Consider the following 14,046-nt stretch of genomic DNA (forward strand, 5'->3'; position numbering starts at 1 on the left):
AAGAACCAAAAAGCATATCCATAGCCACAAACGATATTGGTATATACCAGATTGAAACGCTTTAAATTCCCCCATCAAAAACGAGACGCCAGGCCTAAAACGCCGGTCTGGCTGGAGTACGTCGCAATGAATGCTGTTCGGGTAATGCTTGAATACTTCCACCCCTGGCCAAATTCGGCGGGCTTTTACCTGGCCCGCGAACGCGGCTGGTACCAGGAATTGGGTCTGGATGTGGAGCTGGTGGTGCACGACCCCTACCGTGGCGACACCCTGGAACACTTGCTCAACGGCGCCGCCGATTTCGGCGTATTCCCCAGCAACCGTCTGCTGGTTCGCCGTGGCCTGGGCCAACCGCTGCAAGGCATCGCTGCCATTAACCACGGCGGCCTGGAATCGATTCAAACCCTCACCGACACCGGCATCCGCCGCCCCCGCGACCTGCAAGGCAAGCGCCTGGCACTCAACCCGACGCCGCGCGGCCTGGCGATGGTGCGCCACTTGGTGAGTAACGATGGCGGCGATCCGGATGCCGTGATTCTGGTCGACAGCGGCGTACGCGAACTGCGCCCCGATCAGTTGGCCGACGGCATCGCCGATGCCAGCTTTGGCGGCTACTGGGCCTGGGAAGCCTTGATGCCCAGCCCGATTGCAAACGAGCGCCGCGTGGTATTGCCGGTCGACAGCATCGGCGCGCCGGCCTATCACAGCTATTTGCTCGGTGCCCACGAACAGACGCTGGCGGCAAAACCCGAGGTCGTGCGTGATTTTGTTGCCGCCACCGCCCGTGGTTTTCTCGCCGTGGCGCAGGAGCCGAACAGCGCCCTCGCCGCCTACGAAAGCGTTACGCCCTACTTCCCTGCCGAACTCTTGAGCGCCTCGCTGCACGCCATTGCCCCGAGCTGGCTGCACGACGGCCGCTGGGGCGAACAGCGCGAACCGTTGCTGGCCGGTTATGCGCAATGGCTGCATCAGTACGGTGTATTGGATAATCCCGAGATCTGGCGCGGCGCTACGAGCAACGCCTACCTCCCAGAATCGGTGCAGCAATGAGCAATACCCCCCTACGAACCGCCCACGGCCTGACCAAAGACCCGGTGGCCGCCGACTGGCCGGCGCTGCGTGAAACGGATATTCAGCGTCTGCTGGAGCAGTACCCGCAACTCGGCGTACTGCACAGCCTGCATTGGCACAGCCCGCGGCCGTTTTCCGCTGCCGGCTTGATCACCACCAGCAGCGGCACGTTGTTTGTTAAGCGCCATCACCAGCGGGTGCGCGAAGCCGCGTGGCTGGAAGAAGAACATCGCTTGATCGCCCATCTGCATGCCCACGGCGCGCCTGTCGCTGCCGTGGAGCGCAATCGCCATGGCCACACCGCCACGGTGCAGGATGAGTGGACTTACGAAATTCACCGGGTCGCCGCCGGCGTGGACCTGTACCGCGATGCGCTGTCGTGGACGCCGTTCCAGAGCCTGCAACATGCGCAAGCGGCTGGCCGTGCGTTGGCTGAGTTGCATCGGGCGGCGGCTGGCTACGAGGCCCCCGCGCGGCAGGCACCGGTGTTAGTGATCAATGCCAAGCTGATCGAACAGACCGATCCACTGGCCGCTATCGCGGCTGCAGCTCAAGCAGACAACGCCTTGGGTGCCTATCTGCAGGACAAAGACTGGCACGCCCAACTCACTGACCTGCTGCTGCCCTATCACGCCGAACTGTTGCCGCTGCTTCAAGATCAGCCGCCGCTATGGACCCACAACGACTGGCACGCCTCCAACCTGCTGTGGAGCGACGACAGCAGCACGGCGGTGGTCAGCAGCGTGCTGGACTTCGGCCTGGCCGACCGCACCTTCGCGCTGTTCGACTTGGCGAACGCCATCGAACGCAACGCCGTACCGTGGCTGGACCTTGATAGCGGCGGCACGGCTCCGGCCGATCTGGATGCCGTCGACGCGCTACTGGCCGGCTACCACGCGGTAACGCCGCTGAGTGCCAACGATCTGCGCACGCTGGTGGCGCTACTGCCGCTCGTGCATATCGATTTTGCCGTCTCCGAAATCGCCTATTTCGCCGGTGTGGTGGAGTCGGTCAGCAGCGCTGATATCGCTTACCACGCTTACCTGATCGGCCATTTGCACTGGTTTAACGGGGCTGAAGGTCAACGCTTGCTCAACCATCTGGCACAGGTGCAGCTATGAGCCTGACGTTGCCGGGAATTCTGGTGGACTGCGCCTGGTTGCAGGCCAACCTTGCCGATTCTGATCTGCTGATTCTGGACGCCACGGTGGAACTGCCGGCGCCACGGTTTGACGGCGATTACCGCGCCGTTAGCGGGTACGAAGGTTGGCAGCAGGCTCATATTCCCGGCGCGCGACATGCCGATCTGTTGAATGATCTGGCCGATACCAACGCCAGTTTCAGCTTTGCGTTGCCCAAGCCGGAACAACTGCTTACTGCGCTGACAGCCCTCGGCGTCAGCGACCAAAAAACCGTGGTGATCTACGACCGCGCCGATGGTTTTTGGGCTGCGCGTTTGTGGTGGATGTTGCGCAGCGTGGGAATTGATTCCGCAGTGCTTGATGGTGGATTCAAAGCGTGGCAACGGACCCCGGCGCCAACCCAAAACACCGTCATCCCAGCGAAGGCTGGGATCCAGGCTGTTGAACGTAACGGTGCTCGCCGGAAGATTCTGGGTCCCCGCCTTCGCGAGGACGACGGTGTAAGCCCAACGTTCTGGGTTGATCGCGAACACGTGGAGGCCGTGGTTGAAGGCCGTGCCCCCGGCACCCTTATCTGCGCCCTCGGCACCGCCCTCTACGACGGCAGCGCCCCCAGCCGCTATGCCCGCCGTGGCCACATACCCGGCAGCCAGAACCTGCCAGCCCGCACTCTGTTCGATGAGCAAGGCCACTACCTACCCAAGGACGCCCTTGCCCAGGTGCTCGACGTGTATCTACACGACGACACCCCGCTGATTCTCTACTGCGGCGGCGGCATTTCTGCTGCTGCCAATGCGCTAGCGCTAACCCTGTTGGGCCGCCAGCACATCGCGATCTACGACGGCTCCCTGCAGGAATGGGCCAGCGACGCACGCTTACCAATGACCACCGGAGCAGCTCCGGCCTGAAGCCTTTCGGCTAACTCGGCTTTTTTCATTCAGAACTGGCAACCCTGCGTTGCGCAGTGACGGGCCGCTTTACGCCCGCCACTTAAGCGTCTAAAAAGGCGCCGCGATAAAAAGCAGGACCAAGGAGCGTTCCACATGGCTACACCCCAACAGCAGCGTATTAGTTGGCCCGTCAGCCTGCTAAGCCTGGCCATTGCCAGCGCCATCTCCCCGGTATGGGCCGATGGCGACGTACCCGACACTGCCCTCGACGCCGTGACCGTCTATGGCCAGGACACCACCAGCGACTACCAGGCCAAACGCGCCGGGGTCGCCGGTTTCGATAACGCACCGTTGCTCGACACCCCGGCCTCGGTGGCGGTGATCACCGAAGCGCGGCTGAAAGATCAGCAAGCGCGCCTGCTGAGCGAGGTCCTGAAAAACGACGCCTCGGTTGGCGACAGCTACGCCCCCGTGGGTTACTACGAAAACTTCGTGGTACGCGGCTTTTCGCTGAACTCGGCCAGCAGCTACAAAATCAACGGGCGCACCATTACCGGCGAGCAAAACGTCGCGCTGGAAAACAAGCAGCAAGTGGAAGTTCTCAAGGGCCTGTCGGGCCTGGAAAGCGGCGTTTCCGAGCCTGGCGGCGTGGTGAACTACGTGACCAAGCGCCCAGAGAACGTGCGCTCGGTAACCGTCAGCACCAACCAGGACGGCGAGCGCTATATGGCCACCGACCTGGGCGGCTGGTTTGGCAGCGAGCAGCAGTTTGGTCTGCGCACCAACCTCGCCCATGAAGATATTCGCTCCTACGTCGACCACGCCGACGGCAAGCGCGATTTCGCCTCCTTGGCCCTGGACTGGAATATCAGCGCCAACAGCCTCTTGCAGCTCAACGCCGAATACCAGAACCGCGAACAACACTCGGTGCCGGGCTATCAGTTGCTCGGCAATAGCGAGCTGCCGCACGACGTCAATCCGCACGACATGCTCGCCTACCAGAACGGCTCGAACCGGTGGGCATCGAGTCGCTCAATCTCGACGGTCTGTTCGAATACAGCTTCAACGACAGCTGGAAAGCCGACTTCAGCGCCTCGCGCAGCAAGGTAGTCATCGACGACTACAGCAACTTCGCCTGGGCTGCTACGGCTCGGCCAGCTGCGCCACAGCAGCGGTGCCGAACTACTTCAGCCCCGAGGGTGACTACGATATCTACGACTACCGCAGCCCCGACGACACCCGCCGCAACGACGAAGCGCAAGCCACCCTCAACGGCTTGTTCAATACCGGCAGCCTCGGCCATGACCTGACGATTGGCACCAGCGCCTTCCGCCGTGTAGTGGACCAGCGTGACGCCATCAACGAATGGATTGGCACCGGCAATATCAACAGTGAGCCGGCGCAATTCACGCCGTGGTCGGGCGAGTTGAACGACAGTTATCGTCGTCTGGACAGCCGCCAATACGGCCTGTTTGCCACCGACCGCATCACCTTCAACGATCAGTGGCAAACCGTGCTCGGCGGCCGTGAAGTGCGTCTGGACGAGAAAACCTTCGATAGCGCCGGCGACACCACGCGCCATACCAAGCAATCGAAGTTTCTCCCGCAGGCGGCGTTGATCTACAAGCCACGGCTGGATACCTCGCTGTATGTCAGCTACAGCAAAGGCCTGTCGCTAGGCACCCAGGCGTCGTGGTTCAGCACCAACGCCTATGAAATTCTGCCTCCGACCACCTCGCGGCAAATCGAGCTGGGCATCAAGCGGGACTGGACGCGCCTGAGCGTAACGGCCGCGCTGTTCCAGATCAGCCAGGACTACCAGTACACCCAACCCAACGACGACGGCACCTTCACCTACGTGCAGGCCGGCAAGCAGAAGAACACCGGGCTTGAGTTGTCTGCCAACGGCCACGTGACCTCCAACCTGCAAGTGTCGGCTAGCCTCGCGGCCATTCGCGCGCGGGTAGAAGACAGCGGCACCGATGCCTTCGAAGGCCACCAGGCCATCAACGTGCCGAAACTGCGTGCCACCCTGCATGGCGACTACAGCATTCCCGGCGTACCCGGTTTGGCGGTACTGGGCGGCGTGCAGTACAGCGGTAGCAAATACGCCAACCGCGAAGGCACGGTGAAGGCTGGCGACTATGCGGTGTTTGACTTGGGTGGGCGCTACAGCACCAAGGTCGGTGACTACGACACCGTGCTGCGCCTGACCGTGGACAACCTGTTCGACAAACGCTACTGGCGCGATGTCGGTGAATACATGGGCGATGCCTATTTGTTCCAGGGCGCTCCGCGCACGGCACGCCTGTCGGCCACGGTGAATTTCTAAGCCGCGCCGCTTGCTAGGAAACCCAACGCGCTGGCGTGATAATCGCGCGCCAGCGTCTGCTGCCCCTTCTGGTTTATGAGGTTCCCCATGTCAACGCTGGAAATCATTGCCGTGCTGTTCAACATCGTCGGCGTTTGGCTCACTGCCCAACGGGTGCGTTGGTGCTGGCCGGTGAGCGTGGTCGCCGTGCTGCTGTATGCGTGGATTTTCTACGACGTGTATTCCGACATGCTGCTGCAAGTGATCTTCGCCGGCCTGCAAGGCTATGGCTGGTGGCGCTGGAGCACCGGGCGCATTGATGCCGGCAAGGTACATGTGGAGCGTTTGCCGCGCCGCGAAGCCGTCCTCGGCTTGTTGGCGGGTGTTATTGGCGCCGTGTTGCTGGGTGGCATCATGCACAGCCTGACGGACGCCGCGGTGCCATGGGCCGATGCCACGCTCACCTCGTTCAGCCTGGTGGCCAGTGTGTGGGCCGCGCGCAAATATGTGGTCAGCTGGTGGCTGTGGATCGTGCTGGACGTGCTGTATGTGGGCATGTACCTCTACAAAGACCTGCAACTCACCGCCGGCCTGTACGCAGGCTTTGTGGTGCTGGCCATCTACGGCCTGCTGGCCTGGCAGAGAGACCTGCGCGCCCAGGAACAGGCCGCTGGCGGTCACAGCGCCCTGGCGACTGAATAAGGACATACCCGTATGCCGTTTGCCCCGACTCAAGCGCAGTTTTTGCGCATCCGCGACCAACTGGCTGCCGACCTCGCCCAGGGCGTGCTCGACAGCCAGGGCAAACTGCCGGTTGAGCGCGACCTGGCCGAGCGTTTCGGCTGCACCCGCGTGACCTTGCGCCAGGCGTTGCAGCAGTTGGAAGTGGAAGGCTTGATCTACCGGGAAAACCGTCGCGGCTGGTACGTGTGCCCGCCGCGCATCCGCTACGACCCCACGCGCATCACCGGTTTTATGGACTACGTAAGCGCCCAGGGCCGCACCCCGGTCACCGAATGCCTGCACGCCGAGCAACGCCCGGCCGGTAGCTGGTTGGCCACGCGGATGGGTTTGGCCAGTGCCGATGAGCCGATGTTTTTTCTGCAACGGCGACGTTGGGTAGATGGCCGCCCAGTGTTGCTAGAGCTGAACGCGCTGGTCGCCAGCTGGTGCCCGGAACTGCTGCAAGCCGACCTCAACACTTCGCTCACCACGTTATTGCGCGAGCGCTTCGGCCGCGTGCAATCACGCTGCGAACTGACCATGCACCCCGGCACGGTGAATGAAGAACAGGCCGAGCTACTGCAACTGACGGCGGGCTCCAGCAGCTTTTACCTGGAGCGGCTGAACTTTGGTGAAGCCGATCAGCCGGTGGAGTTTGACCAGGAATTCTGGCGGCCGGATTCGTTGGCGGTGGTGGTGGATACGCGGTATCCCGGCCCATAAATCTGCGTTACAAATTCCCCACCCCACCATCCACCAACAACTCCGTCCCCACCACAAAGCTCGACTCGTCAGAGGCCAAAACACCGCCGCCTTGGCCAATTCCCACGGCGTACCCAGACGCCCCAACGGCACCAGATTGCGAATCTCCTCGCGCAACAGTTCCTGCGCCTCAGCCGGCAAGCCTAGCTTGCCCAGCGCCGCCGTTTCGGTCGGGCCAGGGCTCAAGCCATTCACCCGAATACCGCGTTGCACCAACTCCCCCGAAAACGTCCGCGCCAGCGATAGCAGCCCGCTTTGCTCGCCGCATATACGCTGCTTTGCGGCAGCCCGATACGCGCGCTCACTGACCCACAGAGAATCACCGAGGCCGGATTGGCCAACAGCGGCAACAACGCTTGTACGAGAAAAAACGGGCCTTTGAGGTTGGTCGCCAACACCTGTTCAAAGGTGGCTTCGTCCCACTCTTGCAGCGGCCGGTGGGTGACATCGCCCGCATTGATAAACAGCACATCCAACTGCGGCCACTGCTTTTCGAGTTGCTGCGCCACGTCGCGTTGGCCCAGCACATTGCCGGCATCACTGTTAAGCAACAGCACCTGGCCACCGAGTTCTTGGCCCGCTGCGTCCAGTGCTTTTTGATCGCGCCCGGTAATCGCCACGTGCGCGCCTTCGGCCAGAAATTGGCGTGCGGTTTCCAGGCCAATGCCGCTGCTGCCGCCGGTAATCAATGCGTACTTGCCGTGTAAACGTGCCATGCGCTCGCTCCTGCAATGGGTTAAAAAGCCATTGTTAGAGCCTTAGTATCTTTTGCCTAGTAGGCACCTTTTGCATACCAGGTTGCCGTTTGCATACCCATGGAGTAGCCCGTAATGACCACCGCAGAGCGTTGCCCGATGATGGATTTTGTCGCCCTGATATCCGGCAAATGGGCAATTCCGATTCTCTACCGCCTGATCGTGCTCGACGCGCCCGTTCGTTTTAGCGAGCTGCAGCGCGCCGTACTGCCCATTACCCAGAAAGAGCTGACCCGCCAGTTACGCCTGTTCGAATTGCGCGGTTTGCTGACTCGCACGGCCTACGCCGAAATGCCGCCTCGGGTCGAATACCAGATCAGCGAACTGGGCAAAACGTTGCGCCCTACCCTGGATTCGTTGGCTGACTGGATGCGTGTTAATGCCGGCAACTAGGTGAAACCGAGCTTGAGACCGAGCAAACCCGATAAAGACCTGAAAGGAATTACCAAATGAATAATTGGTATTTATGGTTATAAACGGAGTTGCGTAGTCTCTGGCCATCGCCCTTGATCACGACAGTGAAGTGCCGCATGAAACCGACCGACAACGTTATCGACTTCGCCCTCTTCCGCAAACGCAAACAGGCGCAGCAACTGGCACGGGTAATGTGGGAAATGTACGCACGCAACGCCGGCTTTGCCGCGCTGCAACTCACTCAGCACACTCAATCGACCGAGACGCGTCACGCGTGAGTGCCCAGGATTCGGTGCGCTTTCTCGCCACCGGCGACGAACCCGCGCTGGACCTCAGCGCCCTCGACTCGCCTGAAGAAGACCCCATTTCCGAACGCGTCGCGCAGAATCTGCAACGTCTGCGCGGCAAACGCCACCTCTCCCTCGACGGCCTCGCCCGCTTGTGCGGCGTAAGCCGCGCGATGCTTGCGCAGATTGAATCCGGGCGCAGCGTGCCGTCGATCAAAGTGCTGTGCAAAATCGCCAAAGGCTTGAAAGTATCGGTCGCCGCCTTCCTCGAAAACCGCGCCTTTGAAGGCGTAGAGGTATTGGCCGCGAGCAAGAGCAAACGCCTGGTCAGCGCCAACGGCACCTTCGTCAGCCGCGCCCTGTTTCCCATCGATATCGCCCGCCAATCCGAGTTTTTCGAACTGCGCGTGAGTGCGCTGGGCGAAGAAGAATCACCCGGCCGTGGGCCTGGTGTGCAAGAGAACCTGGTGGTCGCCCAGGGCGTGCTGGAAATCAGCGTGAACGACGAACGCTACCTGCTCTCGACCGGCGACTCGATCCTCTTCTACGCCGACCAACCACACCGCTATCGCAACCCGGCGGACAGCGAAGCCGTGGCGTACCTAGTAGTGACCTACCCCGAGCGTTTGGACTGATTCCGCAGAATGCAAAAGGCCGCTCAATCGAGCGGCCTTTGCTTTGGATCTTTCCAATTCCGCCATCACGCCGCTCAAGATCGAGCGAGCTAGGTATGGCAAGGCAAAAACATTTTTTTAAGCGGAGTTGGCTGTAGCCAATGAGCATTCAAAAAATGTTTTTAACGCAGCCATACCGACGCGCAGCCGATCGGTGTCTTACACAGTGCAGCACATTAGGGGCATGCCATTGAAGGACATCATCATCGGCATGCTGCAGTCGTTCATCATCTTCATCATGAGTGCACAGCAGCTCTTCATCATGTCCATGTTCATGCCCGCCATCGGCATGATTTTGCACATCATGCAGTCGGCCATCATGGTGCATTCCATCACGCACTTCATCGATGGCATCGGCATGCCCATCATTGGCATCGGCATCATGGTGCCCATCATCGGCATGGCCATGGCGGCCTGAGACATGCACATCATGCTCATGTTGGCGCAGTGCATCATCATCGGCATGCCGCAGTTCATCATCATCTGCATCATTTCGGCGCTGTTCTTGAACATGGCCATGTCCATGCCAGCAGCCGGCATCATTTTGCACATCATGCCGTCGTCCATCATTTCGCAGGACATGGTCGCCATCATCATGGGCATGCCCATCATTGGCATCATCGGCATAGCGGTGTTCATCGGCATTTGCATCTGCATGGCATTCATCATGGTGAAACTCCCTAAATGATTCGATTGAGTGGACCGAGTGGATTGGGGCGAATTCTAGGGAATGAACGGCGTCCGGCAAGGTGGCAGCCGAACAGCGAGTACGCCTGTTACGCCCATGGGAATGCTGCGAACTGCACGCAAATATCTGTGTTGACATCAATTCCTCTGCAAAGACGATTTCAGCCGAAACGAACACGGCGCTTCAGCTGTTATGGATATGCGATCCCAATCCATGTACCTAACCGAAAGAAATAAACGGTCTAACCACGCCCAACTGTTTGCGCACCAACAACTGTTTACGAGCCAACAGCAGAAGTGTTGGCCGCGAAACAGTTGCCCACCCTTCTTCTATCTATATGCAAAAAAGCATGTTTATTAACGATTAATGAACACTTAGGGTATATGCACCGGACCACCGGACCTTCTTGAAACTGACAGCGCCGCTCTATCACGGCCTGTTCAACCCAATGAGGCAATCATGGTCCGTAAAGCTCCTTTGTTCCGCGTACAGCGCCAGGCAGCGCGCTGATGTCGAACCTCTCCCACGCCAAGCCTGAAAGCGATGTCGATACCGCCCGCCGCTGTTGCCGGCGCAGGTGTTGCTCAACGATGCCCAGGCCCTGCAAGCCGCTTACGAACTGGCCAGTGTTGCCCGTGAACAAGCGGCCCGCCGTGACAGCCAACGCAAACTGCCGTGGCGCGAAGTCGAGCTGTTTACCCGCAGCGGGCTGGGCAGCATCGGCATTCCCCGTGCGTACGGCGGCCCCGAACTGTCGTTCGTTACCCTGGCCAAAGTGTTCGCCATCATTTCCGCCGCCGACCCGGCGCTCGGGCAAATCCCACAGAACCAAGTCGGCGTGCTCAATCTGATTCTGGGTTGCGGCAGCGAGGTGCAAAAACGCCGTCTGCTCGGCAGCGTATTGGACGGCTGGCGCATCGGTAATGCCGGCCCCGAACGCGGTAGCAAAAACACCCTGACCTTGCAGGCGCGTATCACCCGCGACGGCGACGACTACGTCATCAACGGCCAGAAGTTCTATTCCACCGGCGCCCTGTACGCGCACTGGGTGGCGGTGAAAGCACTCAACGACGACGGCAAACAGGTGCTGGCGTTTGTTCGTCGCGGCACGCCTGGTCTGCGCATCATCGACGACTGGTCCGGCTTCGGGCAGCGCACTACCGCCAGCGGCACCGTGCTGCTTAATAACGTGCGCGTGGACGGCGAACTGGTGCTGGATAACTGGCGCGTCAACGACACCCCGAATATCCAGGGCGCGGTCTCGCAACTGGTGCAGGCCGCCATCGATGCCGGTATTGCTCGCGCGGCCATCGATGACGCCATCAGCTTGTGCGTGAACGATCGCGGCCGTGGGTAGATGCCAACGTCGAGCGCGCCAGCGACGACCCGTATGTGATCGCCGATATCGGCAAGCTGAAAATTGAACTGCATGCCGCCGAAGCGCTGCTGCGCAAAGCCGGCCAGGTGCTTGATCAGGTGTACGCCGCGCCCATCACCGCCGAGTCAGCCGCCCACGCCTCCATCGTGGTGGCTGAAGCCAAAGCGCTGACCACCGAAATCGCACTGCAGGCCAGCGAGAAACTGTTCGAGCTGGCCGGCAGCCGCGCCACGCTCGCCGAATTCAACCTCGACCGTCACTGGCGCAATGCCCGCGTGCACACCCTGCACGACCCGGTGCGCTGGAAATACCACGCCATAGGCGCCTATCGCCTGAACGGCCAACTGCCGGCCCGGCATTCCTGGATTTAAGCGAGGACGCCATGACTAACACTCCGCACGCGGCGCTTATCAGCAGCGATGAACAAGCGGTGATCGTAGCCGCCGACCTGGCCGAAGCCTTCAAGCGCGACAGCGCCCTGCGAGACCGTGAACGCCTGCTACCGCTGGCCGAACTCGACACCTTTTCCTCCTCCGGTTTGTGGGGCATCAGCGTGCCGAAAGAGTTTGGCGGCGCCGGCGTTTCCAACATCACCCTGGCCAAAGTCGTGGCGTTAATTTCCCAGGCCGACGGCTCGCTCGGGCAGATCCCGCAAAACCACTACTACGCCCTGGAAGTACTGCGCGTAAACGGCTCGCCAGCCCAGCAACTGCGCCTGTACGGCGAAGTATTGGCCGGGCAGCGCTTTGGCAATGCCCTGGCGGAACTCGGCACCAAAACCGCCCACGACCGCACTACCCGCCTGACCCGCGACGGCGCCGGCTACCGCATCAGCGGCCGCAAGTTCTATTCCACGGGTGCGTTGTACGCACAGCGCATTCCCACTTCGGTGGTGGATGAAAACGGCGTGCAGCAACTCGCCTTTGTGCCGCGCGACAGCCAGGGCCTGAGCGTGATCGATGACTGGAGCGGTTTTGGCCAGCGCACCACCGGCAGCGGCTCGGTGGTGTTCGACGACGTGTATGTCAGTGCCGACGATGTGGTGCCGTTTCAAAGCGCGTTCGAACGCCCGACCACCGTCGGCCCGCTGGCGCAGATTCTCCATGCGGCCATCGATACCGGTATCGCCCATGCGGCCTACCAAGATGCCTTGCACTTTATCCGCACCAAAACCCGGCCGTGGATCGACGCCACCAGCGACATCGCCACGCAAGACCCGCTCACCCTGAAAAGCCTCGGCCAATTGAGCGTGCGCCTGAGCGCCACCGACGCCCTGCTGGAACGCGCCGGGGAATTCCTCGACAGCGCCCAGGCGCACACCACGGCCGACAGCGTGGCCGCCGCCTCCATCGCCGTGGCCGAAGCGCGTGCCATCAGCACCGAAACCTCGTTGCTGGCTGGCACCACGCTCTTCGAATTAGCCGGTAGTCAGGCCACCCTCGCCGAACACGGCCTGGACCGTCACTGGCGCAATGCCCGCGTGCACACGTTGCACGACCCGGTGCGCTGGAAATACCACGCCATCGGCAACTACTACCTCAACGACCAGAACCCACCGTTGCGGGGCACCATTTGATGAGCGCCGCCGGTAAAAAACAGATCCTGCTCAATGCCTTCAACATGAACTGCATCGGGCATATCAACCATGGCCTGTGGACCCATCCACGGGACAACTCCACCGAGTTCAACACGGTCGAATACTGGACCGAACTGGCTCAGCTGCTGGAACGCGGGCTGTTCGACGGCTTGTTTATTGCCGATATCGTCGGCGTGTACGACGTGTACCAGAACTCGGTAGACGTGCCGCTTAAAGAAGCCATTCAGCTGCCGGTGAACGACCCACTGCTGCTGGTATCGGCCATGGCTGCCGTGACGAAAAATTTAGGATTCGGCCTGACCGCCAACCTCACCTACGAAGCGCCGTACCTGTTCGCCCGGCGTCTTTCCACCCTCGACCACCTGAGCCGTGGCCGGGTCGGCTGGAACATCGTTACGGGCTACCTCGACAGCGCCGCCAAGGCCATGGGCCTGAACGAGCAAGTCGAGCACGACCGCCGTTACGACCAGGCCGACGAGTACCTGGAGGTGCTCTACAAACTCTGGGAAGGCAGCTGGGAGGACGGCGCCGTGCTCAACGATCGCGAGCGGCGCATCTATGCCCAGCCCGGCAAGGTGCACAAGGTCGAGCACCACGGCGAGTTCTATCAGGTGGAGGGCTATCACCTCTGCGAGCCGTCGCCGCAACGTACGCCGGTGCTTTTCCAGGCCGGCAGCTCCGAGCGCGGTTTGCTGTTTGCCGGGCAGCACGCCGAGTGCGTGTTTATCAGCGGGCAAAACAAGGCCTCCACCAAGGCCCAGGTCGACAAGGTGCGCGCCAGCGCCGTGGCCGCCGGGCGCAACGGCGACGACGTGAAAATCTTTATGGGCCTTAACGTCATCGTCGGCGAAACCGAAGCAGCGGCGCAGGCCAAGCTCGCCGAGTACAAGCAATACGCCAGCGCCGAAGCCGGCGTGGCGCATTTTTCCGCCTCCACCGCCATCGACTTCTCGCAATACGAACTGGACGAACCGATTCAGCACGTAAAGAGCAACGCCATTCAGTCGGCCACCAAAATTCTGCAAAACAACGACTGGACCCGCCGCAAGTTGCTCGACCAGCACGCCCTGGGCGGCCGCTATATCACCCTGGTCGGCTCGGCCGAACAGGTGGCCGATGAATTGGAAGCCTGGATCGCCGAAACCGGCCTCGACGGTTTCAACCTCACCCGCACCGTAACGCCGGAAAGCTATGTCGACTTTATCGACCTGGTAATCCCCGAACTGCAACGCCGCGGCTCCTACAAAACCGCCTACAGCACCGGCACCCTGCGCGAAAAATTGTTCCGCGCGGGCGCCCAGCTGCCACCCCAACACACCGGCGCGAGCTACCGCCGCTAACCCAGGAACGCCCT

General features: G+C 61.1%; 13 protein-coding genes and 2 pseudogenes. 13 read left to right on the forward strand and 2 right to left on the reverse strand.

Going from position 1 to position 14,046, the window contains the following annotated elements:
- Positions 1-126 precede the first annotated feature (126 nt).
- From AC0V2S_RS17385 to AC0V2S_RS17415, 7 genes are all read left to right on the forward strand, one after another.
- On the forward strand, positions 127-1,050 hold the full coding sequence (locus AC0V2S_RS17385) for an ABC transporter substrate-binding protein (protein WP_475510823.1): 924 nt from the start codon (positions 127-129) through the stop codon (positions 1,048-1,050).
- Complete coding sequence (locus tag AC0V2S_RS17390; RefSeq protein WP_475510824.1) at positions 1,047-2,192, forward strand: phosphotransferase enzyme family protein; 1,146 nt, start codon at positions 1,047-1,049, stop codon at positions 2,190-2,192. The genes AC0V2S_RS17385 and AC0V2S_RS17390 overlap by 4 nt, the downstream gene beginning before the upstream one ends.
- Positions 2,189-3,121 carry a sulfurtransferase gene (locus tag AC0V2S_RS17395; RefSeq protein WP_475510825.1) on the forward strand — a complete coding sequence of 311 codons (933 nt, stop codon included), beginning with the start codon at positions 2,189-2,191 and terminating at the stop codon, positions 3,119-3,121. Before AC0V2S_RS17390 ends, AC0V2S_RS17395 begins: the two co-directional genes overlap by 4 nt.
- Before the next feature lie 135 nt (positions 3,122-3,256).
- The gene (locus AC0V2S_RS17400) at positions 3,257-4,213 is read left to right on the forward strand and encodes a TonB-dependent siderophore receptor (RefSeq protein WP_475510826.1); all 957 of its coding nucleotides are present in this window, start codon (positions 3,257-3,259) and stop codon (positions 4,211-4,213) included.
- Positions 4,176-5,435: a TonB-dependent siderophore receptor gene (locus AC0V2S_RS17405; RefSeq protein ID WP_475510924.1), complete on the forward strand. Its 1,260-nt coding sequence runs from the start codon at positions 4,176-4,178 to the stop codon at positions 5,433-5,435. Before AC0V2S_RS17400 ends, AC0V2S_RS17405 begins: the two co-directional genes overlap by 38 nt.
- Before the next feature lie 87 nt (positions 5,436-5,522).
- Positions 5,523-6,116 carry a nicotinamide riboside transporter PnuC gene (pnuC, locus tag AC0V2S_RS17410; RefSeq protein WP_475510827.1) on the forward strand — a complete coding sequence of 198 codons (594 nt, stop codon included), beginning with the start codon at positions 5,523-5,525 and terminating at the stop codon, positions 6,114-6,116.
- A gap of 12 nt (positions 6,117-6,128) precedes the next feature.
- A complete protein-coding gene (locus AC0V2S_RS17415) occupies positions 6,129-6,860 on the forward strand; it encodes a UTRA domain-containing protein (RefSeq protein WP_475510828.1) in 732 nt (243 codons plus the stop codon).
- A 138-nt stretch (positions 6,861-6,998) separates the two neighbouring features.
- Here AC0V2S_RS17415 and AC0V2S_RS17420 read toward each other — a convergent pair.
- Positions 6,999-7,615: pseudogene (locus tag AC0V2S_RS17420) on the reverse strand (SDR family NAD(P)-dependent oxidoreductase); the annotation flags it as partial.
- A gap of 114 nt (positions 7,616-7,729) precedes the next feature.
- Between AC0V2S_RS17420 and AC0V2S_RS17425 the strand changes: the two are divergent.
- The 3 genes from AC0V2S_RS17425 (at position 7,730) to AC0V2S_RS17435 (ending at position 8,990) form a co-directional block, all read left to right on the forward strand.
- On the forward strand, positions 7,730-8,047 hold the full coding sequence (locus AC0V2S_RS17425) for a winged helix-turn-helix transcriptional regulator (protein ID WP_475510829.1): 318 nt from the start codon (positions 7,730-7,732) through the stop codon (positions 8,045-8,047).
- Positions 8,048-8,184: 137 nt separating this feature from the next.
- Positions 8,185-8,346, forward strand: coding sequence for a hypothetical protein (locus AC0V2S_RS17430; protein WP_475510830.1), 162 nt, complete (start codon positions 8,185-8,187; stop codon positions 8,344-8,346).
- A 47-nt stretch (positions 8,347-8,393) separates the two neighbouring features.
- The gene (locus AC0V2S_RS17435; protein WP_475510925.1) at positions 8,394-8,990 is read left to right on the forward strand and encodes a helix-turn-helix domain-containing protein; all 597 of its coding nucleotides are present in this window, start codon (positions 8,394-8,396) and stop codon (positions 8,988-8,990) included.
- A 198-nt stretch (positions 8,991-9,188) separates the two neighbouring features.
- Here the strand turns inward: AC0V2S_RS17435 and AC0V2S_RS17440 are convergent, their stop codons facing one another.
- Positions 9,189-9,698 carry a hypothetical protein gene (locus tag AC0V2S_RS17440; RefSeq protein WP_475510831.1) on the reverse strand — a complete coding sequence of 170 codons (510 nt, stop codon included), beginning with the start codon at positions 9,696-9,698 and terminating at the stop codon, positions 9,189-9,191.
- 528 nt (positions 9,699-10,226) lie between these two features.
- On the opposite strand from AC0V2S_RS17440, the pseudogene AC0V2S_RS17445 reads away from it, so the two are divergent.
- From AC0V2S_RS17445 to AC0V2S_RS17455, 3 genes and pseudogenes are all read left to right on the forward strand, one after another.
- A pseudogene (locus tag AC0V2S_RS17445) lies at positions 10,227-11,466 on the forward strand (SfnB family sulfur acquisition oxidoreductase).
- A gap of 11 nt (positions 11,467-11,477) precedes the next feature.
- On the forward strand, positions 11,478-12,671 hold the full coding sequence (locus tag AC0V2S_RS17450) for an SfnB family sulfur acquisition oxidoreductase (RefSeq protein ID WP_475510832.1): 1,194 nt from the start codon (positions 11,478-11,480) through the stop codon (positions 12,669-12,671).
- Entirely contained in the window at positions 12,671-14,032 is a 1,362-nt protein-coding gene (locus AC0V2S_RS17455) for an LLM class flavin-dependent oxidoreductase (protein WP_475510833.1), read from the forward strand. Before AC0V2S_RS17450 ends, AC0V2S_RS17455 begins: the two co-directional genes overlap by 1 nt.
- The last annotated feature ends 14 nt before the right edge of the window (positions 14,033-14,046 follow it).

Source organism: Pseudomonas sp. CC11G, from assembly GCF_056174845.1.